We start from the raw sequence: 25,821 nt of genomic DNA, 5'->3' as shown, positions 1-25,821 counted from the left end.
ATTCTACGCCAAAGCCAGCCATCATAAAATGTCTTATCACACAGACCGTTTTGAAATTCATTTACCTATTGAAAAATCAGGTGCTAATGCCGTTGATTTGCTTGCCGATGCCTGTGAGCTTTCTAAGCAACATCTAAAACGCATCATGCTCAAAGGTGCAGTTTGGGTGAGTGTCGGAAAAAAAACACAGCGACTGCGCCGAGCCAAGCGCTTATTAAAAGCTGGTGAAACCTTGCACCTTTATTATGACAAAACAGTGTTAGAGCGCGAAACGTCCGAGCCAGAACTGATTGCCGATTACGTTCACTATAGTGTGTGGAACAAACCATACGGCGTATTATCTCAGGGCTCAAAATGGGGCGATCATTGCACGGTAACCCGTTGGGCAGAACAACAGCTTAAACCTCAAAGAAATGCTTTTGTTGTGCATAGACTTGATCGTGCAGCTAATGGCTTGATTGTGATTGCCCACGAAAAACAGGCAGCAGCAAAATTATCAGCCTTGTTTCAACAACGCGATATCGATAAACGCTATCGAATCTGGGTTGAGGGTGAATTTTCAGACAAGGCAACCCAAGACGCCCCGATCAGCGTTGATGAACCGATTGATGGTCGACATGCTCGCAGTCATTTTGTATTTCTGGAATATGACTCAATACAGCAGCAGACGCTGTTAGACGTATCGATTGAAACAGGGCGGAAACATCAGATCCGCCGGCATGCTGCCAGTCTCGGATTTCCTGTGATAGGTGACAGACTTTATGGTCAGCGTAAAACCAATGAAAACTTGCAGTTAAGTGCCTACTATTTAGCTTTCACCTGTCCGTTTACACAACAGCATAGAGAATTTAATTTGTTAGCTAGTTAGCCTCTTTTTTTCTGTGTGGCCATGTTTTTAAATATGCTTGGTAGATAAGCTGCTTGAGATACCGCTCTTGCAATGAACAGTGCCATTAACGCCGCCCATAAGCCATGATTTTCATAGCCTCGCAATAGATACCAGGCTGGCAGGTAACAAATAAACACGGAGAACATCATGGCGTTTCTCATTTCTTTACCAAGCGTTGCTCCTACAAACAAACCATCAAACAAATACGACCAAACAGCGAGTAATGGTGCAATAACTATCCAGATACTATACTGCTCAGCAAAAGTGGCCACAGCCGGTATATCCGTCAACATACTTATGATGTTTTGGTGGAATACGCTATAAACAAGACTGAATAAAGCAGCGACGGCTAAAGCCCATTGTCCATTCATAATAAGGCTGGCTTTCAGCATGGCTTTATCTTTGCGCCCGATAGCTTTACCCGTCATCACTTCCGTGGCATTGGCAAATCCATCTAAAACATAAGCCATAAAAGTAATAAAATTCAGTAGCACCATGTTCGCAGCCAGAACCACATCACCATGCTGAGCACCCTGATTAGTGAAAAAAGCAAAACTGAAGATCAGGCATAAGGTTCTCAGCATAAAATTGCCGTGAATGGCTAATTGATGCCGTTGTTTTACAAACTGTTGAATGGCCTGTGGGAGATGCACTGTCCGCCATTGAAAGTCTCGTTTACTCAATAGATAAATGGCAAATATCAAGCCGGTTAACTCAGCAATCACAGAGGCTAAAGCCACACCGCTGGCTTTCATTTCGAAGCCATTAACAAATAACAGGTCAAATGCAATATTGGTGAGATTAATCACAATGGCCATAGCTAACGCTGAACGCGCCGCACTATTGCCAATTAACCACCCCATAATCGCGTAGTTGAGTAATGTGGCCGGCGCGCTCCAGATTCGAACATAAAAATACTGTTCTGCCTGCGATAACACATCAGCACTGCCATCTATTAAGCTGAAAGCCATCTTCGCAATGGGCCATTGCAGCAAAAGCAATACCACAGCAATGCCTGATGCCAAAAGTGCCGATTGGATTAACACTGACTCAGTTTGCTGTTGATTTCCATGCTCACTGACTTGTGATGTCAGGCCGGTTGTCACCATCCGCAGAAAACCAAAACCCCAGAACAGGAACGTGAATATCATGCTACCCAGCGCTACAGCACCCAGGTAGATGGGCGAATTCAGGTGCCCCATGACGGCGGTATCGACCAATCCCAGAATTGGTGTTGATAAATTTGCCAGAATCATGGGGCCGGCAATGGCCCAAATTTGTTGATGTGAGAGTGTCTTTTTCAATCGTGTATCCAGAAAATAAAAAGGCCACATCAAGGTGGCCTTTGTAGCGTTTTTTTGTATCTGAGCTCAGAGAAGCGGAGCAATAACCAAACTCACTATTGCCATCACATTGATTAAAATGTTCATGGCTGGACCCGAGGTATCTTTCAGTGGATCTCCTACCGTATCACCGACTACAGCGGCTTTATGTATATCAGAACCTTTGCCGCCATGGTGACCTTTCTCTATATACTTTTTAGCATTATCCCATGCACCTCCGGCGTTAGCCATCATCAAAGCCATCATAACGCAACAGATCAGTGCGCCGGCTAACATGCCTCCCAATGCTTGAGGGCCTAAACCAAAACCAACCACAACAGGAGCTAACACCGCTAATAAACCAGGCAATACCATTTTATTCAAAGCCGCTTTAGTGGCAATATCCACACAACGTGCCGTGTCTGGTTTAGCCGTTCCCTCTAATAAGCCAGGAATTTCCTTAAACTGACGACGAATTTCGTGAATCATATCAAATGCCGCATCACCGACCGCTGTCATAGTGAGGGCGCTGACAAGAAAGGGAAATATGCCCCCCAGGAACATGCCCATCAGCACCAGCGGATTGTTGAGTAGTAATACAAAGCTGGTATCACCATGACTGATGGTTTCGATATAGGCACTGATAATGGCTAATGCCGCCAGAGCTGCGGCCCCAATGGCAAAGCCCTTACCAATAGCGGCGGTGGTATTACCTAATTCATCAAGTGAGTCAGTGATATCGCGGGTTTGTTTACCCATTTCTGCCATTTCAGCGATGCCTCCGGCATTATCGGCAACAGGACCATAGGCATCAATAGCCATGGTAATACCGACTGTTGCCAGCATGCCTACTGCTGCGATAGCGACACCATAAAGTCCTGCAACATAACTGGCAGAAAAGATAATGGCCGCGATGGTGACAACCGGTATGGCAACAGATTGCATGCCTAAAGCGAGTCCTGAAATCATTATTGTGGCAGGCCCTGTTTCACCGCTTGCTGCCAGTTTTTTTATGGGTGAACCGCCGGTGTAGTATTCGGTAACCAGGCCAATAATAATACCGCCTAAGGCACCTGATAATACCGCAACCCACAATTCACCGGCGCCACCCATCAGGCTAATCATCAACCAGGCAGTGAATATAAAAAGCACTGATGCACCAATGGTGCCGATTCTTAATGCCACACTCGGAGCTTGTTGTGAAAACAGTTTGACACTGAGAATGCCTAAGATGGAGCAAATAAGGCCTGTAGAGGCGAGGGCCAGGGGCAGAAACATCAATGTTGACTGACTGTCAGCGAGTGACTTGATAGTAACTAGTCCCATTGTTGAGGCAATGGTGATACTGGCAATGATGGCGCCGCAGTAAGATTCAAAAATATCAGACCCCATACCCGCAACATCACCGACATTGTCTCCCACGTTGTCGGCGATAACACCTGGGTTACGTGGATCATCTTCAGGTATACCGGCTTCGACCTTTCCCACTAAATCCGCCCCAACATCAGCTGATTTGGTGTAGATTCCACCACCCACTCTTGAAAATAAGGCGACCGACGAAGCACCCATGCCGAAGCCGTGAATAATATGTGTGGTTTGAGGATCATGGCCGTAGAGTAGGTAAAGAAAGCCTAACCCTAATAACCCCATGGCGGCGACGGTAAGTCCCATAATCGAACCACCGGAAAAGGCGACGGACAACGCTTGTGCTGTTCCTTGATTCTGTGCGGCGACGGCTGTTCTGACATTGGCTTTGGTTGAGGCATACATGCCAATGAAGCCTGCACAAGCAGAGCAGATAGCACCAATAAAGAAAGATAGGGCACTTGGCCAACCTAAATTCGAAAATCCCAGCGCCAAGATGCACAACAAGCAGAAAATGGCTAAGCGCGAATACTCAGCTTTCATAAACACCATCGCACCGAGATGAATTTGATCGCCTATATCAACGACCTTGCCTGTGCCTGCTGGTTTTTTGAGGATCGATATATAAAGGAGAAACGCGCAAAATAAACCGAAAACACCAAGAATGATTGGAACATAACTGAGCGATGCCATAGAATTCCCTCTCTTTTTATGAATTGTAGGTGGAACGTTTCTTATGGTTTCTTCCACTTATACTCGCCTGATATATCCAAGTAAAGTCAGAGACTTACCATTGAATCGAAATACAGAGTGACATGATGTTGGAATGGACTGCTTATCTGATTGCAGGATTGGTATCTGGCTTATTGGCCGGGTTATTTGGCATTGGTGGTGGGCTGATTATTGTGCCTATTCTGATGCTGGTGTTTGGTTGGCAAGGTATGTCATCCAATATAGCGATTCATGTGGCTATTGCCACTTCATTAATGACGATTAGTGTTACCTCTCTTTCGTCCATGCTGGCACATCATAAATTCGAAACCACTCAATGGCATTTGGTAAAGAAGCTAGCACCAAGTCTGGTTTTGGGGAGTTTTGCTGGGGCCTATATCGCTAGCTCCATGTCTAGCGATACTTTAAAGGTTTGGTTTGGTGTGTTCGCACTGTTGGTGGCTATAAAAATGTGGTTGCCACCACCTAAATCTGTCTCCTCTCAGTTTTTAGCCGCACCGAGTATTTTTTCTGCGGGTTTAGTTACGGGGATTGTCTCAGCCATGGTAGGAATTGGCGGCGGTTCGCTGGTTGTTCCTTATTTGGTCATGAGTGGACTTTCCATGCAACGAGCCGTTGGTACGGCTGCTGCCTGTGGTTTACCCATTGCGCTAAGTGGTGCAGTGGCTTATATGCTCATTGGTACACAACTGGAACAAGTGGACGGGCAATGGCAAAGTGGATTCGTTCATTGGCAAGCTTTTTTGGGCATCATTGCTACCAGCATCTGGGTTGCTCCTATTGGCGCAAAATTAGCCAAGACACTACCCAGTCAGCTTCTAAGTCGTTTATTCTCAGTGTTTCTGCTTGGGTTAGGTATGGTCTTTCTCTTTCGCTAGGCCAAGGATTTAGTCGTTTATTGCATCTTGATTTCGCGCATAAGGCCGCGCCAAGCTGGTGACGTCATCAAAGGAGACTACCTATTTATCGGTGGGAGTTTAACCTGAAGACCTTTTCTTCTATAATCAGCGACTTTGTTTATCTGCTATCTGGAGCATAACCCTATGAATCTCGACCGTGTTGGTTCAGGCAAAAATTTGCCGACAGACATCAATGTCATTATTGAAATCCCTTCACATTCTGACCCTGTCAAATATGAAGTGGATAAAGAAACTGGAGCGCTTTTTGTTGATCGTTTCATGAACACAGCGATGTTCTACCCATGCAATTATGGTTATGTTCCACACACTTTATCTGACGACGGTGACCCGGTTGATGTGCTGGTGGTCAGTCCATATGCTCTAATCAGTGGTTCAGTCGTGAGCTGTCGTCCAGTGGGCATGTTAAAAATGACAGATGAGTCTGGCGAAGATGCCAAAATCATCGCCGTACCACACGATAAAATGTACGATGATGTTAACGATATTAACGATTTACCAGAGCGTTTGTTGAACCAACTTTCGCACTTCTTTGAACATTACAAAGATCTCGAAAAAAACAAATGGGTCAAAGTTGAAGGTTGGGTAGGTAAAGCTGAAGCGGAAACTGAAATTGTAGCCAGCGTTGAGCGTTTCAAATCAGCTCCTGTTAAACCACAATTTTAAATCTGACTGATTTACAATGATTCGGCGAGCTGATTAATCAGCTCGCCGTTTTTTTATCTAGTGCGGAAACATCATGACAACACTGGTACTTCAAGGCATCACTCTCACTCGCGAACTGGCTGAACAGATCGCTCATCAATATTCAGGTCAGCTTAATTGGTACAAGCATTATGTGACGATCATTCAGGCAACAGATATTAACTCTGAAACCGTTACGCATCTTCGTCAGCAATACGACTTCGATATTAATGCATTGCCAGAGGCATTTGATCCTACAACGGCTAAATTGCTCGTTACAGATATGGACTCCACGCTGATTACCATTGAGTGCATTGATGAAATTGCTGATTTTATGAACTTAAAACCACAAGTCGCAGCGATTACCGAATCAGCCATGCGGGGCGAAATAGACTTTGAAACTTCACTTCGTCAGCGAGTGTCGTTATTAAAAGGCCTTGATGTAGCTGTACTCGAACGTGTCTATGAAGAACGTTTGCAGCTCAGTCCCGGTGCTGAGCTAATGGTCTCTACACTAAAAAAACAAGGCTATAGTTTAGCGTTAGTATCAGGTGGTTTTACTTTCTTTACTGATCGATTGCAGCAGCGTTTAGGCCTTGATTTTACTCAGGCCAATAAACTGGCTGAGAAGGATGGCAAACTGACTGGAGAGGTAGATGGTGATATCTGTGGCGCACAAACAAAAGCAGATTTCCTACTTTCATGTTGTGAAAAAATGACTATTTCCGCACAGCAAACAATAGCGGTAGGGGATGGCGCTAACGATTTATTGATGATGGCTCCGGCCGGTTTGAGTGTGGCTTATCATGCCAAGCCCAAAGTGCAGCAACAAGCGGCGACGGCGATAAATCATAATGGGTTGGATGCTATTCTCGGCTTATTGCAGCTTGAATATAACTAGCCTAAGCTTGAAATTATAAAAAGCATCCCCATCTCAACAGACATAATAAAACTCCAAAACTACGAGGATTAAATAATGGACGTAATGGACAAAATTAAACAGGCGATTGAATCAAACTCTGTGATCTTATTTATGAAAGGCACGCCTGAGTTTCCACAATGTGGTTTTTCAAGCCGCGCCTCTCAAGCTGTCTCTGCCTGTGGTGCAGAATTTGCTTACGTCAATGTATTAGCTGAGCCAGATGTACGTGAAAACTTGCATCGTTATGCAGATTGGCCAACCTTCCCACAGTTGTATATCAACGGTGAATTAGTCGGTGGCTGTGACATCATCATGGAAATGTATGAGAACGGCGACTTGAAAAAAATGATTGATGAAGTGAGCTAAAAAAGGGCATGAGTCAGGAAAATGATCACGAATGGAACAACGACAACGATTATGCCGTTGCGCCAGCCAAGCCAGACTTGAAGCAGCCGCCCAAGTATAGGGTGATTATGCTTAATGATGACTACACGCCGATGGATTTTGTGATTGAAGTCCTGGAAAACCTTTTTGGCATGGGGCGTGAGCGTGCTACACGCACCATGCTTCAAGTGCATACCGAAGGTAGTGCCTTATGTGGTATTTTTACCTATGAGATAGCTGAAGCGAAAGTCGAACAGGTCAACAGCTATTCTCAAAGCCACGGTCATCCATTGCAGTGTACGATGGAAGAGGAATGACCTAGTTCGATATCCAACCAACAAGGTGGAACGTAACATGTTAAGTAAAGAGCTCGAACAAACCCTCAGTCAGGCGTTTAATTATGCCCGCCAACGTGCTCATGAATTTCTTACCGTTGAGCATCTTCTGTTAGCGTTGCTGGAAAATGGCCAGGCATTAGCTGTGTTGAAAGCATGCGAAGTGGATATCACTGCTCTACGACAGGAATTAAGTGATTTTCTCGCTGATAATTTGCCGACACTTGCCGAAGACAGTGAACGTGAAACTCAACCGACATTGGCTTTTCAGCGTATTTTACAACGTGCCGTCATGCATGTTCAGTCTTCGGGTGGCACAGAGGTGACGGGGGCCAATGTTCTGGTATCCATCTTTTCTGAACAGCAGTCACAGGCTGTTTATCTGCTTCAGAAACAGGATGTTACTCGTCTGGATGTCGTTAATGCTATCAGTCATGGCGAAGTTGAAGATTCTGCCATGCACTCTGAGTCTGAAACCAAAGTAGATAGCGACGAGGTGTCTGATGAAGATAAAAGTCCTTTAACGCTATATGCAGAAAATCTGAATGCTGCCGCCATCAAAGGTAAGATTGATCCCCTTGTTGGACGTGCACATGAGTTAGAACGGACGCTACAAATCCTCTGTCGCCGCCGTAAAAACAATCCTCTATTCGTGGGTGAAGCTGGTGTCGGTAAAACAGCCCTTGCTGAAGGTCTGGCAAGACGGATTGTACATGGTGATGTGCCTGAAGTATTAGCTGAAACCACCATCTATTCATTAGACATGGGGGCGCTGGTCGCTGGTACAAAATATCGTGGTGATTTTGAGAAACGCTTGAAAGCCTTGCTGCGTGAATTGAAAAAACAACCACATGCGATTTTGTTTATCGATGAAATCCATACCATGATTGGTGCAGGCAGTGCGGGTAATAGCACGATGGATGCAGCGAACTTATTAAAACCACTATTAGCCAGTGGTGAACTGAAGTGTATTGGTTCGACAACCTATCAGGAATATCGCGGTATTTTTGAGCATGATCGTGCTTTGGCTCGTCGTTTCCAGAAGATTGACTTGCCTGAGCCAAGTGTCTCCGAAACCATTGAAATTCTTAAAGGGCTTAAACCTGGTCTGGAAGAACATCATAATGTTCGTTACTCCAATGCGGCTATTGAACAAGCCGCTGAGTTGGCTCATCGTCATATCAATGATCGCTTCCTGCCAGACAAAGCCATTGATGTTTTAGATGAAGTGGGCGCTGCGCAACGTATTGCGCCAAAATCAAAACGTAAAAAATTGATTGGTGTGAATGATGTGCAGGCTATTGTGGCTAAAATTGCCCGTATTCCTGCCAAAACGGTGTCCAATGCTGATAAAGATAATCTACGTAAGCTGGACGAAAACCTTAAACGCGTTATCTTCGGACAGGATGAAGCGATTTCTGCTCTGGGTTCTGCGATTAAAATGGCCCGCTCAGGATTGGGGCATCCAGAAAAACCGACAGGTGCTTTCTTGTTTGCTGGTCCAACGGGTGTGGGTAAAACCGAAGTCACTCGTCAGTTAGCTCATAATCTGGGTGTGGATCTGATTCGTTTTGATATGTCGGAATATATGGAAAGTCATACTGTTTCCAGACTGATTGGTGCACCGCCTGGTTATGTCGGTTTTGATCAGGGGGGGCTGTTAACGGATGCCATCATCAAACAACCTCACGCAGTGCTGTTGTTGGATGAAATTGAGAAAGCGCATCCAGATGTGTTTAATCTGTTACTTCAAGTGATGGATCACGGCACGCTGACTGATAACAATGGTCGTAAAGCGGATTTCCGTCACGTCGTATTAGTGATGACCAGTAATGCCGGTGCCGCTGAGATGAGTAAACCTTCCATTGGTTTCACCAAACAGGACAATTTAACTTCTGACGGTAATGAAGCCCTGAAACGAACCTTCACGCCTGAGTTCCGTAACCGTCTTGATGGCATTATTCAATTCAAACCACTGGATAAAGATGCCATTCTTCGAGTAGCTGATAAAGCGGTATTAGAGCTTGAAATGTTACTTGAAGATAAAAACGTCACTATCGAGGTGGATGATGCGGCTCGCCAATGGCTGGCTGACCATGGTTACGATGTTCAAATGGGGGCTCGTCCTATGGCCAGACTGGTTCAGGAGAAAATCAAACGACCACTGGCTGATGAATTGCTATTTGGACAACTAAGTCAGGGTGGGGGACATGTTCGTGTCACCCTAAAAGATGAAGATATTCATCTGGAAATGGACAGTGCAGCGGAGGCTGTCAAATCCTGATTGATCCGTTCAAAATAGTGAAATAAAAAAAGCCCGGTAGTGTTCACTACCGGGCTTTTTGTTTTGTACTGGTCATTACTCTATGTCAACACTTTTCTACAGAGTTATACACTTGTCTTTTTTCTGTCATGCTTTTATTAAAAAGTTCCCCTAAGCGACTGATTTTTAATGCAGGCTTTATAACTTACTGATTTTAAAAGATAAAATTATATGGTTATTTTTTAACCATTTCGAGAAGAGCCCTTGTACGAGAGGCACTTAGAGAGTAACTCCAAACTTAATCACAGAGTTATCCACAGAAAATGTGAGTAACTTTACAGTTATATGACAGCACAAAAAGGTGCTTATAACTCGATACCTTTCTGTGCTTTTATACCGGCCCGAAATGCATGTTTAACATCCTCAATACGACTCACGGTATCGGCGGCTTCTATGACACTGTCAGGAGCACCTCTGCCCGTAATAATGACATGTTGCATGTCAGGTCGTTGTGCAATGTCATTCAACACTGTTTCTGCATTGAGATATTTCATTTTTAAGACGATGTTCAATTCATCTAATAACACCACATCAATGTCTGGATCGTTGAGCATGGCTTTGCAGACTTCCCAGCCTTTTTCTGCAGATGCAATGTCTTGCTCAAGGTTTTGGGTTTCCCAGGTAAACCCATCACCGACCACATGGTAGGACACTTCTTCAGGAAAACGACGAAAAAAGGATTCTTCGCCTGTGCTGAATGCACCTTTGATAAACTGAACTACGCCGACTTTCATATTATGACCGAGCGCTCTTGCCACCATACCAAAGCCTGATGAGCTCTTACCTTTACCGTTACCCGTAATAACTAATAACAGGCCTTTGTCTTTTTCTGCTTTTTGAATTTTTTCATCGACCACACTTTTATGGCGTTGCATACGTTTTTTATGACGTTCACTTTTTTCAGTATCAGACATTGGACGTTCCTAAAACACAATTAAAAAGAATAGAAAGCTGATTTCCAGCAATTCGACCATCGCGCCGGCAGTATCACCAGTAAAGCCATCCAAACGATGCTCCATCGCGTATCGAAGTAATAAGAATACGATCAAACCCAGTAACAGCGGCGTGAAACCAAGACAGAAAAAAGCAATGAGGGTAGTGATTCCCAGCATCCACTTCACTTGATTTACAGGTAGATAGTGTTTTAATACTGCACCGATGCCGTTGGGTCTGACGTAGTCAGTCGTGAGAAATAATAAAGGCATCGCTGTTCTAGCGAGGATAATGCTCCAGATTAATGCATGAATTTGGCCTGAAGAAATAACGATTTCCAACAAGGCCAGTTTGAGTAATAAGGTTAATCCCAGGACCACCACGGCAATCGGACCGGCTGCAGGATCTTTCATAATCGCCAGCGTACGCTGTTTGCTGCCGATACCACCCAGCCAGGCATCAGCTGAGTCAGCAAGACCATCTATATGTAAACCGCCCGTCAACAATACCCAGACGGTCAGTAATAAAGCGGCGCTGAGTAAACTATAGGAAACGGGTAAAACAGATACGACAGCAGATAAAATGAATCCGATAATCAAGCCAACTAGCGGATAAAAAACTAAAGAGCGACCAAGCTGTTGTTTAGTTGCGTTCGTATAACTGACAGGAATAATGGTGAGAAATTGTAGGGCTATTTGAAACGATAACCACATTATTTGTCTCCTTTACTGATGTTGGCTTGTTCGAATGTGGCCATACCATTGTGTAACAGACAGGCTTGGCGAAGAAGGGGAACCACCACCGCTGCACCACTGCCTTCACCTAGACGCATACCTAGTTTGAGTAATGGTTCAGCGTTTAAGGCCCCTAAAACAACTTGATGGCCAGGCTCAGCGCTTTGATGACTGTATATAAACCAATCTTTGCAGCCAGCTTGTATTTTCTCTGCTATTAATGCTGCCACTGTACTGATAAAACCATCTATCAGTACCGGGATACCTTGTTTAGCACACGTCAGATAGGCACCCACCATTGCGGCGATTTCGAAACCTCCCAAGGTTTGCAATACGATTAACGCATCCTTGTCGAGCTGCGCGGTATGTTGCTCAAGTGCTCGCCGAATAACGTTTAATTTGTGTTGAACACCTTGTTGATCCAGTCCTGTGCCGGGACCGACTAAGTCTGCAGGGTCACATGCTAGTAAAACAGAGGCTAAAGCTGTGGCAGCAGTGGTATTACCAATACCCATTTCACCGGCAATGTAGATTTGCGTATTTTCAATATCACTGAATACATTATCACGGCCAATTAATAGTGCCTGCTGGCATTGCTGCTCAGTCATAGCCGAGCTCTGGCAAAAATTAGCGGTACCCGCATCGATACGTTTATCTAGTACACCTAGAATTTCTTCTAATGCTTCCACAGTACCAACATTGATCACATCGAGCTTTGCCATCAATTCCTGAGCTAATACACTGATAGCGGCACCGCCATTGGCAAAGTTTCTGATCATCGCGGCAGTGACAGACTGAGGGAAGGCTGAAACACCTTCAGCCATGACGCCATGGTCTGCAGCATAAACAGTGATATGCACATGCGTCAGGTCAGGGATTTCACTGGCTTGTAAACTCGCTATTTTGACGGCTAAGTTTTCCAGCTGACCGAGGGAACCTGGCGGTTTAGTCAACTGCTGCTGACGTGCTAATGCTTTTTGTTCATGCGTCTTATCTACCGCCTTAACAGGTTGTTTGAGCCATTCAGCGAAGTTGTTCATGCAGTTGTCCTTTTAAAATATGAGGTAAACCTGCCACGGTTAAGATAACGTTATCGCTGATTTTGGCGATACGTTGATGTAAAACACCGGCCTCATCACAATAACGACGCGTTAAGTCCCCCAGAGGCATCACGCCCATATTGGTTTCATTACTGACCATAATGATGTGTTTATCAGAGGTTTGCAGCGTATCCAAAAAAGCGGATATCTGTTCTGTTAGAAGATCGTCTTCAGCTAATAAAAGATTGGTCAGCCAAAGCGTTAAACAATCTACAAGCATGACGTCAGTTGTGGCTTTTTTTATGGCATCCGCAAGATACAGCGGCTGCTCAATGGTTGGCCAGTTGTCTGGTCTTTGCTGCTGGTGCTGTTTGATCCGCTTTGCCATTTCATCATCCTGCGCCTGCGCTGTAGCAATATAGGTGACGGATTCACTTGTGGTAGCTGCCCATTGTTCCGCTAAGCGGCTTTTACCTGATTTTGTGCCACCAAGGATTAACGTCGTTGTCATCATGCGCCCTCAAGTATCTGCATCAACTTATCCGTATCAATATGTGTAGCTACCATTTCTGCCAGTTTATTGATGTCATTTTCACGAAGTTGCCAATAATCAACAGATTCAACATTATCAAGACCTGCCCAACTCAATAACGCTTTTGCTGCTTCATCTTGTTCAAATAAACCATGCAGATAGGTGCCGATAATCTGTTTGTCATCACTGATGGCACCATCTGGACCATGTGACAGATGTACAAGAGGCGATTTCAATGCGTTTCCTGTGCTGATACCCGCATGTATCTCATAACCTGAAATAGTGACAGGCGCATTATTGATAAGTAATTGCCCCTGATTTTGTCGTAATGTTTTATGGCCAGCCAATGTTGTTTCCATATTCAATAGACCAAGACCATCACTGCTACCAGGCTGACTTTCAATGCCATTCGGGTCATGAATTAGTCTGCCCAACATTTGAAAACCACCACAGATACCCAACACTTTGCCACCATAACGACAGTGTTTCTGAATCGCTTCAGACCAGCCCTGAGTTATCAGCCAGTCCAAATCTGCTCTGACATGTTTGCTGCCAGGCAAAATAATTAGATCGGCTGCCGGAATAGGCTCGTCTGGTCCAATAAACTGTAAATTGACTTGTGGATGTAATCTAAGTGGGTCGAAATCAGTGTGATTGCTGATGCGTGGTAACACGGGAACAATAATATTGAGCTGTTTTTTCGAAGACGTGATTTGCTGCGTATTGACGGCATCTTCAGCTTCTAAATGCAGACCATGCAAATAGGGCAACACGCCTAGCACCAGTTTACCCGTTTTTTGTTCCAGCCAGTCCAGACCTGGTTGCAATAAGCTAATATCTCCGCGAAAGCGATTAATAATAAAGCCTTTAATACGTGCCTGTTCTGACTCAGATAAACACGATAATGTGCCGACCAAGTGAGCAAACACACCGCCACGATCAATATCAGCAATCAAAATGACCGGACAATCAACCGCTTCAGCAAAGCCCATATTGGCGATGTCTCGATCACGTAAATTGATCTCTGCCGGCGAACCTGCACCTTCAACCACCACCAGATCATAATTGGATTCAAGTCGGTGATGTGAGTCCAGAACGGCTTGCATCGCTATTGGCTTATAGTCATGGTAAAAGCGCGCTTCCATATTAGCGACAGCTTTACCATGGATAATGACTTGAGCACCGGAATCACTATTAGGTTTGAGTAATACCGGGTTCATATCAATATGCGGCGCCAGATGACAGGCTTGTGCTTGTACTGCCTGAGCCCGGCCAATCTCTCCTCCTTCAGCAGTCACCGCGCTATTGAGTGCCATATTTTGTGGTTTGAACGGTGCAACACGATAATTCTGCTGCACAAACCAACGACATAAGGCGGTGACCAACGTGCTTTTGCCTGCATCGGATGTGGTGCCCTGAATCATCAATGTTTTCTGTTTCATAACACTTCTCTCAGGGATTGCAGGGCTTTTTCCAGTTGCTGCCATTGCTGTTCATTGGCCGGTAAACCAAAACGCAAACTGGCAGGGGAGGTAAATAAGCGGGTCAGTACGGCTTGTTTTGCCAGATGTTCATGAATGTCGCTGGCGGCAGGATGCATCACCCATTGAAATAAATCAGTGCTGCCTGTGGGACTGAGCTTATAAGTGCTAAGCAACTGAGCTAAACGTTGAGACTGGTTTTGCAGTTGTTGAATGGTACGCTGCTGCCAGTCAGTATCCTTGAGTGCCTTTGTGGTGATAAAACGTGATGCAGTAGCAATGGGCCAGGGGCCAAGATGCTCTTCGACTTTATCCAGAATTGATTGTTCGGCGATTAAAAAGCCAACGCGACAACCTGCCAGACCAAAGAATTTGCCTATCGATCTCAGAATAAGTAGTCCGGGCATGGCCGGTAGGTTACAAAGACTTTTCTCGGGTGTTGTATCAATAAAAGCTTCATCAATGACTAGCCAGCCATCACCTTGTTGTAATTGCTGATGCCAGTTTAATAGCTGTTCTTTACTATATCGTCTGCCACTTGGATTGGTTGGGTTGATAATAATCAACACATCCGTATGGGCAATCACAGAATCAATCTCTTCATGAGCAATTGCTTGAACATCGTGCCCGGCTTTTTGCCAACTATAGGCATGCTCTGCATAGCAAGGGTCTATCACTTTTACTCTGCATGGCCCACGTAACTGTGGTAAAAACTGTATAGCCGCCTGACTGCCGGGAAGGGCGATTAAAGATGGATTACCGTAATACTCTGCTGCCGAGTTGAGTAAATCATCATCTTGATCTGGTAAACGGGTCCAGACAGATTCGGGTAATGCCGGAATGGGCCAGCCATTGGGATTGATCCCGGTGGATAAATCCAGCCAATGCTGGTGGGCGATACCATATTTTTTAATGTAGTGATTGAGTTTGCCACCATGCTCAAGCATAGCTGATACCTGTAATGATAGTGATGACGGCTATCCACAACAACAGACTATCCGTGACTAGATGTAAGGCCCGAGGAATATCATCTGCATTGGCTTCGCGATTTAAGCCAAGCGTTGGACGATCGTGCCAAACACCGTGATAACGTGCCTGGCCACCCAGCTCTATTTCCAGCGCTCCGGCACCTGCCGCCATCACCGGGCCAGCATTGGGACTATCCCATCGTTTAGCTTGCTGTCTCCAGCAATGTAGTCCAGAGCGGACATTGCCTACCAGTGCATAACTGAGCGCCGTTAATCGTGCCGGAATATAATTCATTAGGTCGTCAATACGCGCGGCAGCACGACCGAAATAGAGATAACGGTCAGTTTTATATCCCCACATAGCATCCAATGTATTACTCAGTCGGTAAATAACGACACCGGGAAGGCCCGCCACAATAAACCAGAACAAAGCTGAAAAAATGGCATCGGCGCCATTTTCTAATACCGATTCGATACTGGCTTTAGGAATATGTAATGTTTCTCTGTCACGGCTGACGATGTAACTGGTCAAGGTTTTTGCTTGTTCAATATCGCCTTGTTTTAATGAAGTGATAATCGGTGTCACATGATCGTATAAGCTACGATGACCAATACAGAGGTAGAGTACGATAACGCTGAATATCAGGTTAAGTGATGGAATGTCACTGATACAATAGGCGATAAAAGCAAAAGGGGCGACCAGCACTAACCAGCCTAGCAGTCCTTTAATAAACTGCTTTTTAATGCCGTCATTAGCGTTGTACAGTCTGTTTTCAATGTGTTTGGTGAGTTGACCAAAACCCACAAGCGGGTGACGACGTGTTGGTTCACCGAGTAACCAATCAAGCAATAAAGCAAGAATAATAAACAGTAAGGTCATAAACTGGCCGGTTTATCCCAGTGGTTTTCATATAAAACAGAGTCAAGTTCAATGCCCTGGCGCCAGTTTTCCATTTGTAGCATCGGCTCTGGATAAAACTCATTAACATGACCCAGGCACAGAATGGCGACAGGGGAGGCACCTGAAGGCAGCTTGAGTAAGTCTGCCAATGCTTCTGGTTCAAAAATAGATACCCAGCCCATACCCAGACCTTCGACTCTGGCGGCCAGCCACATGTTCTGAATGGCACAGGAAACAGAGGCCAAATCCATATTCGGCATGGTTCTCCTGCCAAAGATATGTTCTTCACGTTTATCGCATAGGGCGACAACCAGGATTTCAGCACAATTATCCATGCCCTCGACTTTTAAACGCATAAACTCATCTTCACGTTCGTTCATCGCTTTGGCCGTTTCTATGCGTTCTTTTTCGACCAGGGCTTTTATCTTTTCACGAATAATGGAATCAGTAATTCGAATAATTCGCCAGGGTTGCATCAGACCAACGCTTGGGGCTTGGTGTGCGGCCATTAATAAACGTTTTAGCTGTTCCGGTGCAACAGGATCAGGTCGAAAGTGACGCATATCCCGGCGCTCGGCTATTGCCCTGTAAACCGCTTCTTGTTCTGCTCTTGAAAATTGATGAGGGGAATCACTCATGGTGATAACCACGCTGCAATAAGATGAGGGTTAGAGTAAAAGTAAAAATGGATATAGCTGGCGGTCAGACGCTCTTGTTGATACACAGCTTCATTGACTGATTTGCCATTAGGACACTGTCCGCTTATTTCAGATACTAATTCTGTGCTGAGTGAAGAATGATGATAAGTGTGACCTCTAATCGCTTGATTCTCAACGGTCACTTCCTGCAAACCAAGCGCGGTTAATCTGGCCTGGAGTTTCGCCTTAGCCGGCAAAATACCACACATTGTGGCGGTAACATCTCTCTTGTCTGTCAGCGTCTCGCAAAGGTATAACATGCCACCACATTCCGCGAGGATAGGTTTATTTGCCTCGTAATGTTGCTGAATAGCTTGTTGCATCGGTGTATTGGCACTTAATGCGGCCAAATGTAACTCCGGATATCCACCGGGTAAATAGAGACTATCGGTATCAGGTAGCTCGGTATCATTGAGTGGAGAGAAAAAAACAAGCTCAGCACCTAAAGCCTTCAGACAATCCAGGTTCGCCTGATAGAGAAAAGAGAAAGCGGCATCTTTGGCTATGCCAATCTTCAAACCCTGTAGTAACGGTGGAAGTCGCGGAGTATCAATAAGCGGAAAATCGATATTTGGCAAAGACACTGAATCATCAAAATCAAAAGCCTCAAGAGTATGGCTTAAACGTTGTTCTAAATCTGTAATTTCACCGGCTTGTTGTAAGCCTAAATATCGACTGGGTAAGGCATGTTCAGTTTGTCGGTACAAGGTAGCAAGGCAGGGAAGTGTTGGAGGCAGGGCATTTTTGAGCATATCGGCATGACGTTCACTGCCGGCTTTATTCGCTATAACCGCTGCCACCTGTGTATCTTGCCGATAGTGATCCAAACCTACTGCAATCGCCGCGAAGGTTTGTGCCATGGCACTGGCATCGATAACGGCGAGAATGGGTATACCAAAAGCTGCTGCCAGATCAGCTGTAGAAGGTTCGCCATCAAACAGTCCCATCACACCTTCAATCAGGATAATGTCAGCCTGTGCAGCGGCTTCAGCGAGTAGTTGCTGACTATGTTGTTTGCCAACCATCCAAAGATCAAGTTGATAAACAGGGTGACCTGACGCCTGCTCTAAAACCATGGGGTCCAGAAAATCTGGACCCACTTTGAAGACTCGAACGTGTTTGTTTTGCTGCCTGTAATGTCTTGCTAGTACAGCCGTAACCGTCGTTTTACCCTGACCAGATGCGGGTGCAGCAATGACTACAGCAGCGCATGACTGCGACTGCATTTATTAACTACTTTTGATCAGCTTGATGTGTGGTTTTGGTGAAGTACATAGACACATGGCAAATCATGGCCACCACCAGATAAAAACTCATCACCGCCAGGTTTTTAGGGAAGTATTGAATAAAGCGTTGTGTGTATTCAGTGAATGTTGGATCAGGATAACGACCAGAGAAGAAGTAAAAACCACCACCACTAAATAATGTGGCTGCAGTGGCGGCTACTAATACACTGCCAACAAGAGGCAATAAGGTGGCAGCATTAAATTGGTATTTCGATGCATACCAGCGTCCAGCCATCCATAAGCTGCCATAAGCAGGAATGAGAAAACCGTAAGCAGGAGACATACAGAAACTAGTGCTCAATTGACCACCACCCAACAACACACTGGCGATATCGAGACCAGCCGCCATCGCTAAAAACACGGGAAACCAGGCTGCTGAACTGAGGTAAAGACCTGCTAAGAAAAAGATAGCCCATGATGCACTGGGTAATGCATCGACAGAAGCAAAATGATGACCTCGGGTCATAAACATTAAAAGCGCTAAGAGACCAGCAATAATTAGTTGCTGAGAACGAGATAAGGTCATGATGTGATTCTCCAGTGTGCCCACCCGCACACAATAGGTTTGAATTTGCCAACAGGCACGTTTTATTTTCAGGCCGGTCTCCGGACTCATGAGTGTAGCCTGATAAACACCTTCCCATACAGCACTGTACAGTGGCATTAGGTTTATCTGATCTCACTTACCGTTGCGGGGGCAGTGTCGGCATTATCTATTGATGCACCGACTTCCCGTTTACTCGCGATTGCAACACCTGAAACTCGCGATAGAATAAGGATTAATACGATATATTGTCAATTTGGCGTGAAGAATAAACTCTCAACTTTAATATAAGAGGATGGCGTAGGTTTGACGTATGGATGCGCAGCCATTACTATGCGCGGCTCTTCAGGTGCTCTGTTTAGGCAGAGTTAAACGGGAAGTTGGTGACAAATCCAACACTGCCCCCGCAACGGTAAGCGTTGAAAAGCACATCATTAAGCCACTGCGAATCTCGTGGGAAGGCGATGTGTCAGGCATAGCCACAACGTAAGTCCGGAGACCGGCCTGAGGTTTCATAACAACACCATAGTGTTGTGACCCTTTTAACCTTGGATCGCGGGTGAGCGTATCCTCAGGAGACAATTATGACCTTGTTTTCAAAGGCGTTGCCTTTGCGTGCTTGCACGCGCCTTTCAGCATTTACGCTGATTTCTTCTTTACTTTCTTTACCTGCCATCGCCAGTGATGAGCTCAATTCCATTACCGTCACAGCGAATCGTATGCCTACGGAAAATGCGTTGGCGCCGACCACGGTGATCACAGAAGCTGATATTGAAAAACTTCAGATTCAAGATTTGGCTACACTTCTGTCACGTTTTCCCGGTATTGACATGACTCAGAATGGTGGTTTGGGTAAAGCAAGTGGTATTTCAATCCGCGGAACAAACTCTGATCACGTGCTTGTTTTAGTTGATGGCGTTAAATGGTATTCAGCCACATCTGGTTCGTCAGCATTACAAGATTTTCCTGTTAGCCAAATTGAACGTATTGAAATTGTCCGCGGGCCTCGAGCCGGGCTTTATGGTTCTGAAGCCATAGGTGGTGTGATCCAAATCTTCACTAAAAGCGGTTCAATTAGTAAACCTACGCCAAATTTTATGCTTTCTGCAGGTACCAAAAATACTCTCAGAAGCCAAGCTGGCGTAAGTGGTGGAAACGAAACGACCAAATATAATCTTAGCTATAGTTACGATACAACCAATGGTATCAATGCTAGAGAAGATCGTAACCCTGATCATGACGGCTACCGTAATCAAAGCGTATCGTTAAAAGTCAATCAACAGTGGATAGAAAACTGGTCAACGGATGTTAACCTGCTTCGTTCAAATGCACGTAATCACTATGATGGATTTAGTGTAAATAAAAATTACGTCACAGATACTGTTCAACAAATTCTTGGACTCAATAACAATATCTCAGTAAACGATACGTGGTCTATGAGTTTTGACCTTTCTGAGTCGCGTGATCGTTCTCAAAATTATGTCGATGATGAGATAACCACAAATTACAATACTCGCCATCGTTATGCCGGGTGGATAAATCATCTTAGATTAAATGCTCAGCATCAATTCAATATTGGTTTAGAGTATGAGAATGACAAGATTGATAGTTCTGATACTTATGTCTCCGATTCTCGTGACAATAAAGCTGTCTTTGCTAGCTGGGAAGCTGAGATTGAGAAAAACAGCTGGCTACTAAGTGCTCGTCATGACGATAATGAATCATTCGGCCATGAAACAACAGGAACAGCTGATTATGGTTACCAGTTGAGTGAGCAGTTAAAGTTAACCGCCAATGCCGGAACCGGCTTCAAGACTCCGACATTTAACGACCTATACTATCCATTGGATAGTTTTGGTTATGAAGGTAATCCTGATCTGAAGCCAGAAAAGTCGACCTCATATGGTATAGGAGTGGAAGGCACGCCAACTTGGGGCCACTGGGCAGTCAATACCTATAAAAATAAGATTAGAAACCTGATCGTTTGGGATACATCACCTTCTAATGTCGATGTGGCTGAGATCAAAGGTGTTGAGTTTGAAGTCACAACAAGCTTTGCAGATTGGCAAGTGTCGGCAGATGCTTCATTTTTACAACCAGAGGATGACAAAACAGGGAATGTTTTGCCCAGAAGAGCAAAACGTTTAGCTAATCTTCACCTGGATCGTAATTGGGGTGACTGGTCTACAGGCGCAAGCTGGAAGTTAAGAGGGCATAGCTATGATGATGCCGATAATGATGAACGCCTTGGTGGTTACGGACTGTTAGATTTACGTGTTGCTTATAAAGTCGATCCGGACTGGACTGTCAGGTTAACGGGCCAAAATATGTTAAACAAGGACTATCAAACAGTCGAAGACTATTACAGCCTTGGGCGTACCGTGATGGTCTCGGTCAGTTACCAACCATAAAACATTATCGTTCCACAAAAATACCCGAACTTGTTTCGGGTATTTTTTTGTCTGAAACTCTGGATTCATCTGGTCAGTAGCCTGCTAAAAATATAGAATTGTCACATCTTTTTTATGTTGAACTCCCATGACAGATAAATATGACAATAAAGGTTTTGCCACCAAAGCCGTTCGAGTTGGTCACAAAAGAACAGCCGAATCTGAACAGTCTGAACCTATATTCCCAACGTCCAGCTTTGTCTTCGAAAGTGCAGAGCAAGCTGCAGCACGATTTGGTGGTGATGAGCCGGGTAATATCTATTCTCGTTTTACTAATCCCACCGTTCGCACATTTGAACAGCGTTTAGCTGCTTTGGAAGGTGGTGAGTCCTGTGTTGCTACTTCATCTGGCATGTCGGCGATTTTATCGACAATGATGGCCTTATTATCAGCCGGTGATCATATCGTTTCGTCGATGAGTATTTTCGGCACTACACGCGTGTTGTTTGATAAATATTTATCCAAGTTTGGTATCAGCACCAGCTATGTGAAGCTGATTGATTTAGATGACTGGAAAGCCGCTATTACGCCAGAAACAAAAATGCTGTTTTTAGAAACGCCTTCTAATCCAATGAATGAAATTGCAGATTTGGAAGCGCTTTCTGAGCTTGCCAAGGCCAATGATTGTTTATTGGTTGTCGATAACTGTTTCTGCACGCCGGCATTACAGCGACCGTTGGAGTTTGGCGCTGATATCGTTGTGCATTCAGCCACAAAATACATCGATGGCCAGGGCCGTTGTATTGGTGGTGCGGTGGTTGGCGATGCTAAACGTGTTGGTGAAGACGTATATGGTTTCTTGCGTACAGCAGGACCGACGATGAGTCCATTCAATGCCTGGACCTTCCTCAAAGGTCTGGAAACATTGGATCTCAGAATGAAAGCCCATTCTGCGTCAGCACTTGAGGTAGCAAGCTGGCTGGAGTCGCAACCTTTAGTAAGCCATGTTTTTTATTCAGGCTTACCATCGCATCGACAGCACGAATTAGCTAAGAGACAGCAGTCAGCATTTGGTGGCATTATTGCTTTTGAAATCAAAGGCGGTAAGAAGGATGCATGGTCTCTCATTAACGCTTTGGAGTGGCTGTCTATCACCGCGAACTTAGGTGATAGCAAAACGACCATCACGCATCCTGCAACAACAACACATGGACGACTAACTGAAGAAGCGCGTACTGTAGCCGGTATCACCGATGGAATGTTACGACTCTCTATCGGCCTTGAAAGTGTGGATGATATTAAAGCGGATTTAGCCCGCGGCTTTGCTGCTATTAAATAACGGCACAAAACCTGCATGGCTCTGCCTAGATTGGAGTGGCTGTCAAAAAAATGTCTTTAAAAAGCCTAAAGACAGAAGCTGACAGCATAATGAACAAGGTAGATTGCTATGTTAGATTTCTTAAAGATCGCATTGCCATTAGCTTTGTTGGTGAGCATGCCAACAAAGCTTGCACAAGCGGCTGAAACACCCAGTAGTGATGTTCGTGTTGTGATAGATGTCTCGGGCAGCATGAAAAAGAATGACCCCAAAAACCTGCGAGCACCTGCGCTGAGAATGTTAGTCGGGCTTATGCCAGATGACGCAAACTCTGGGGTTTGGACCTTTGCTAAGATGGTCAATATGCTGGTGCCATGGCAAAAAGTTGATGATGACTGGCGACAGAAAGCGATTGAAAAATCCTCAAAAATTCACTCCCTTGGTCTCTATACTAATATCGAGCTAGCCTTAGAAAAAGCCACAAAAACAGGCATAAAAAACGATCCTAAACAACGTCAAAGCTTGATTTTATTGTCTGATGGTTTTGTTGATTTACAACCAGGACAAAAAGCTAGCGAAGCCTCTCGCCAGCGCATCCTCAATGCGATTGTGCCTAGACTAAAAGCGGCGAATCTCGCCGTTCACACAATTGCCCTGTCAGATAATGCCGATCATGAACTGCTGAAAGCTATCTCAATGGAAACAGATGGCTGGTATCAACAAGCCAATACGGCTGATGATTTGCAACGTATTTTCCTTCATATGTTCGAAAAAGCCACCCAGCCAGACACTGTTCCTCTCGCTGATAATCAGTTCAAAATCGATAGCAGTGTCAATGAAATGACAGTGCTGGCTTTTCGAAAAGCAGGATCAGCAGAAACACAACTTAAAACACCTGACGGTAGAACCCTCACCGAGTTGGATCAATCAGATAAATTGCGTTGGTTACATGAAGATAGTTTTGATCTGATTACCATTGAAAACCCGGCGACGGGCGAGTGGCGAATTGATGCTCAGCTTGATCCGGATAACAGGGTAATGGTTGTCACGGATATGAAACTGGAAACCAGTGATTTACCTAATAATGTGCTGAAAGGGGAAAAGTTCGATTTTCACGCGACATTAACTGATCACGGAAAACACATTACACGAAACGATTTTCTGGAGTTGGTTGACGGCTCACTCAAACAACATTCTGAGCTGGAAGAAAAGCAGTTGTCGATGACATTGGACCCACAAAAAAGTCAGTTTAATGCCAAATTGGGTGAAGAGTTCACCGCTGGACGTCAAGATGTGATTGTCACCTTGAAAAGTGCGACGTTTGAACGTCAGAGACGCCAAAGTATCAATGTGATAGCAGCGCCTTACTATGTTGATTCGGAACGTCTACCTGGTGATAGTCGAAGTCATCGTATACAGGTTCAGGTTGAACCAACCCTAATAAAACCAGATTCTTTGTCGATAAAAGCATTATTAAGAGAAGAAAATGGTAGCGAGTGGCCATACGAGATGCAGAAAACGGATACGAACAATTGGCAGCTGACATTAACTGAACTCACGAAAGATGCCGATTACGAATTATCGCTTCAGTTACGCGGTGAAACGCCTGAAGGACGTCCGGTTTTTTTACAGGCTGAGCCTATCACGTTGAAAGATGAATTAGCGCTTGAACCAGCTGCTGAATTATTTGATGAAGAACTTGCTCCCATTCTGGAACCGATTACAGGTGAAGATGCAGCTGACGTCGATATTATGCCCTTGGATGATGACTTGATGCTAAGCGAGGATAATGAAGAATCAGGTATCTCAATATCTGATAACACAAAACTTCTGATAGGTAATGCCATTATCTTAGCTCTACTGATAGCTGGCGTTATCTGGTGGCGAAGACAGAATGCAGCAACCGCAGCGGTGGGAGATATGCTTTGATAAATCTAACCGACCCAATGCTCGAGTTCCTGGCGTATGAACTGGCTCTGATTTTTGCTGTTATTGCTGGCATTTTATTAATAAGTAATCGAAAAAAAAGGCGGAAAGTTCATAATGCCGGCACCAACGCCGTAAAAAAAATTAAGCGGGACCAGATATCGAGAGAGCAAAATCTCAGTCAGGTTTTACATGAAAAATACGCCCTAAGTGATGAAGCGCTCAAAGCGGAAGTAAACGACTTTCTTGAGCGTGAACGTCGCATACAAAAAAGTCTTATCAAAACCTATATAGAACAGGATGATAAAGCGTTTTTAGCTATTCCTGGCCTGGTTGAGCAAGCCGTTGATGCGGCATTGAACATCGAGCCTGTTGGTTCACACGCTAAGTCACAACAATCTGAAGAAACGGCACCATCCGCAGATGATTTACAGCAACAGATTGATCACGCGGCACAAACGATGGAACGTTTACTGAGTCAGTATCAACAACTCACAGGGACTTCAATGGCTGCGGCGGCTCTGCTTCCAACTGAGGAAGAGGATGTTGAGATTGATGAGACTGTGACTGAAGAGGAAATGCCAGCAGAAGTTGACGAGGTACCTGAACCACAGGAAGAGCAAGCCTTTGGTGATGGCGATGAGATAAATCAGGTATTCGATGATCAGGCTGAGGTTCCATCACCCTCACCTGAGACAGGTGTCAGTGAGCCAACCGAGCCAGAAGACGCAGCTGATACTGACACCCCTGATGCTGAAATACCTGCTAACAACGACTCATCTCCAGAAGAAGAGCCCATCTTATCTAATGAAGAACTGGATGCGTTATTAGACGGGGACGATTTTTCACTGGAAGATGAAAACGCAAGTGTTTCTGACCCAGACAATACAAACGAGACTAGAGAGACAGAGATTCGCAACGAGCCAGTTGATGTCGTTGAAATCAATGGTATTGCTGATGAAGCTGATTCAGTCCAACAGGAAGAGCTCACCGATGAAGAGCTTCAACGCTTTACCGAAGTCACAGATGAGATTGAAATTCCGGGGGCTGTGGATGATATTTTGTCATCACTGCAAGACACCGAAGAGAAGCAGCAAACATCAGTTGAGACAGATTCAGATACTGAAATCGACAACGAAGATATTGATGCCCTATTAGCACAACAAGATACTATTGCAGAGCCAGAGCCAGAGCCAG

23 protein-coding genes and 2 riboswitches are annotated in these 25,821 nt (G+C 44.9%); of the genes, 11 read left to right on the top strand and 12 right to left on the bottom strand.

The window, feature by feature from the left end; all coding sequences use genetic code 11:
- The first annotated feature begins 28 nt into the window (after positions 1-28).
- The gene (locus B3014_RS00115; protein WP_289245153.1) at positions 29-868 is read left to right on the top strand and encodes an RluA family pseudouridine synthase; all 840 of its coding nucleotides are present in this window, start codon (positions 29-31) and stop codon (positions 866-868) included.
- On the opposite strand, the gene B3014_RS00110 is transcribed toward B3014_RS00115, so the two are convergent.
- Entirely contained in the window at positions 865-2,223 is a 1,359-nt protein-coding gene (locus B3014_RS00110; protein WP_289245152.1) for an MATE family efflux transporter, read from the bottom strand. The genes B3014_RS00115 and B3014_RS00110 overlap by 4 nt on opposite strands.
- 36 nt (positions 2,224-2,259) lie before the next feature.
- Entirely contained in the window at positions 2,260-4,269 is a 2,010-nt protein-coding gene (locus tag B3014_RS00105) for a sodium-translocating pyrophosphatase (RefSeq protein ID WP_289245151.1), read from the bottom strand.
- A gap of 122 nt (positions 4,270-4,391) precedes the next feature.
- Here B3014_RS00105 and B3014_RS00100 point away from each other — a divergent pair, with 122 nt between their 5' ends.
- The 6 genes from B3014_RS00100 (at position 4,392) to clpA (ending at position 9,834) form a co-directional block, all read left to right on the top strand.
- A complete protein-coding gene (locus B3014_RS00100) occupies positions 4,392-5,186 on the top strand; it encodes a sulfite exporter TauE/SafE family protein (protein WP_289245150.1) in 795 nt (264 codons plus the stop codon).
- A 165-nt stretch (positions 5,187-5,351) separates the two neighbouring features.
- Positions 5,352-5,891 (top strand): inorganic diphosphatase, encoded by a 540-nt coding sequence (gene ppa, locus B3014_RS00095; RefSeq protein ID WP_286304299.1) that lies wholly within the window; start codon positions 5,352-5,354, stop codon positions 5,889-5,891.
- A gap of 73 nt (positions 5,892-5,964) precedes the next feature.
- Positions 5,965-6,810 (top strand): phosphoserine phosphatase SerB, encoded by an 846-nt coding sequence (serB, locus tag B3014_RS00090; RefSeq protein ID WP_289245149.1) that lies wholly within the window; start codon positions 5,965-5,967, stop codon positions 6,808-6,810.
- A 75-nt stretch (positions 6,811-6,885) separates the two neighbouring features.
- Entirely contained in the window at positions 6,886-7,197 is a 312-nt protein-coding gene (grxD, locus tag B3014_RS00085) for a Grx4 family monothiol glutaredoxin (protein ID WP_286304301.1), read from the top strand.
- Between the two features lie 8 nt (positions 7,198-7,205).
- A complete protein-coding gene (gene clpS / locus B3014_RS00080) occupies positions 7,206-7,532 on the top strand; it encodes an ATP-dependent Clp protease adapter ClpS (protein WP_289245148.1) in 327 nt (108 codons plus the stop codon).
- A 37-nt stretch (positions 7,533-7,569) separates the two neighbouring features.
- Positions 7,570-9,834, top strand: a complete 2,265-nt coding sequence (gene clpA / locus B3014_RS00075; RefSeq protein ID WP_289245147.1) for an ATP-dependent Clp protease ATP-binding subunit ClpA — start codon at positions 7,570-7,572, stop codon at positions 9,832-9,834.
- A 344-nt stretch (positions 9,835-10,178) separates the two neighbouring features.
- Here clpA and cobO read toward each other — a convergent pair whose 3' ends face one another.
- The 10 genes from cobO to B3014_RS00025 all read right to left on the bottom strand — a co-directional run bounded on the left by cobO (position 10,179) and on the right by B3014_RS00025 (position 19,062).
- Complete coding sequence (gene cobO, locus B3014_RS00070) at positions 10,179-10,787, bottom strand: cob(I)yrinic acid a,c-diamide adenosyltransferase (protein WP_286304303.1); 609 nt, start codon at positions 10,785-10,787, stop codon at positions 10,179-10,181.
- A 9-nt stretch (positions 10,788-10,796) separates the two neighbouring features.
- On the bottom strand, positions 10,797-11,519 hold the full coding sequence (locus tag B3014_RS00065; protein ID WP_289245146.1) for an adenosylcobinamide-GDP ribazoletransferase: 723 nt from the start codon (positions 11,517-11,519) through the stop codon (positions 10,797-10,799).
- The gene (gene cobT / locus B3014_RS00060; RefSeq protein ID WP_289245145.1) at positions 11,519-12,580 is read right to left on the bottom strand and encodes a nicotinate-nucleotide--dimethylbenzimidazole phosphoribosyltransferase; all 1,062 of its coding nucleotides are present in this window, start codon (positions 12,578-12,580) and stop codon (positions 11,519-11,521) included. The genes B3014_RS00065 and cobT overlap by 1 nt, the downstream gene beginning before the upstream one ends.
- Positions 12,564-13,094: a bifunctional adenosylcobinamide kinase/adenosylcobinamide-phosphate guanylyltransferase gene (cobU, locus tag B3014_RS00055; RefSeq protein ID WP_289245144.1), complete on the bottom strand. Its 531-nt coding sequence runs from the start codon at positions 13,092-13,094 to the stop codon at positions 12,564-12,566. The genes cobT and cobU overlap by 17 nt, the downstream gene beginning before the upstream one ends.
- The gene (locus B3014_RS00050; RefSeq protein WP_289245143.1) at positions 13,091-14,554 is read right to left on the bottom strand and encodes a cobyric acid synthase; all 1,464 of its coding nucleotides are present in this window, start codon (positions 14,552-14,554) and stop codon (positions 13,091-13,093) included. Before B3014_RS00050 ends, cobU begins: the two co-directional genes overlap by 4 nt.
- Positions 14,551-15,540: a threonine-phosphate decarboxylase CobD gene (cobD, locus tag B3014_RS00045; protein ID WP_289245142.1), complete on the bottom strand. Its 990-nt coding sequence runs from the start codon at positions 15,538-15,540 to the stop codon at positions 14,551-14,553. Before cobD ends, B3014_RS00050 begins: the two co-directional genes overlap by 4 nt.
- The gene (gene cbiB, locus B3014_RS00040; RefSeq protein WP_289245141.1) at positions 15,533-16,441 is read right to left on the bottom strand and encodes an adenosylcobinamide-phosphate synthase CbiB; all 909 of its coding nucleotides are present in this window, start codon (positions 16,439-16,441) and stop codon (positions 15,533-15,535) included. The genes cobD and cbiB overlap by 8 nt, the downstream gene beginning before the upstream one ends.
- The gene (bluB, locus tag B3014_RS00035; RefSeq protein ID WP_289245140.1) at positions 16,438-17,100 is read right to left on the bottom strand and encodes a 5,6-dimethylbenzimidazole synthase; all 663 of its coding nucleotides are present in this window, start codon (positions 17,098-17,100) and stop codon (positions 16,438-16,440) included. Before bluB ends, cbiB begins: the two co-directional genes overlap by 4 nt.
- A complete protein-coding gene (locus tag B3014_RS00030) occupies positions 17,097-18,386 on the bottom strand; it encodes a cobyrinate a,c-diamide synthase (RefSeq protein ID WP_289245139.1) in 1,290 nt (429 codons plus the stop codon). Before B3014_RS00030 ends, bluB begins: the two co-directional genes overlap by 4 nt.
- Before the next feature lie 7 nt (positions 18,387-18,393).
- Complete coding sequence (locus tag B3014_RS00025) at positions 18,394-19,062, bottom strand: hypothetical protein (RefSeq protein ID WP_289245138.1); 669 nt, start codon at positions 19,060-19,062, stop codon at positions 18,394-18,396.
- Positions 19,027-19,220: riboswitch (cobalamin riboswitch) on the bottom strand. (Overlaps the previous gene by 36 nt.)
- Before the next feature lie 100 nt (positions 19,221-19,320).
- A riboswitch (cobalamin riboswitch) is annotated at positions 19,321-19,512 on the top strand.
- A gap of 62 nt (positions 19,513-19,574) precedes the next feature.
- On the opposite strand from B3014_RS00025, the gene B3014_RS00020 reads away from it, so the two are divergent.
- The 4 genes from B3014_RS00020 to B3014_RS00005 form a co-directional block, all read left to right on the top strand.
- Positions 19,575-21,401, top strand: coding sequence for a TonB-dependent receptor domain-containing protein (locus B3014_RS00020; protein ID WP_289245137.1), 1,827 nt, complete (start codon positions 19,575-19,577; stop codon positions 21,399-21,401).
- 127 nt (positions 21,402-21,528) lie between these two features.
- Positions 21,529-22,719, top strand: a complete 1,191-nt coding sequence (locus B3014_RS00015) for an O-succinylhomoserine sulfhydrylase (RefSeq protein WP_289245136.1) — start codon at positions 21,529-21,531, stop codon at positions 22,717-22,719.
- 108 nt (positions 22,720-22,827) lie between these two features.
- Complete coding sequence (locus B3014_RS00010; RefSeq protein WP_289245135.1) at positions 22,828-24,627, top strand: vWA domain-containing protein; 1,800 nt, start codon at positions 22,828-22,830, stop codon at positions 24,625-24,627.
- A partial coding sequence (locus tag B3014_RS00005; protein ID WP_289286874.1) for a hypothetical protein occupies positions 24,624-25,821 on the top strand: 1,198 nt, incomplete at its 3' end. The genes B3014_RS00010 and B3014_RS00005, both read left to right, overlap by 4 nt.

The organism is Methylophaga sp. UBA678, from assembly GCF_002299105.1.
GTDB classification, from domain to species: Bacteria; Pseudomonadota; Gammaproteobacteria; order Nitrosococcales; family Methylophagaceae; genus Methylophaga; species Methylophaga marina.
The sequence above is the reverse complement of the archived record's forward strand: the minus strand, read 5'-3'. Positions and strand labels throughout refer to the sequence as shown.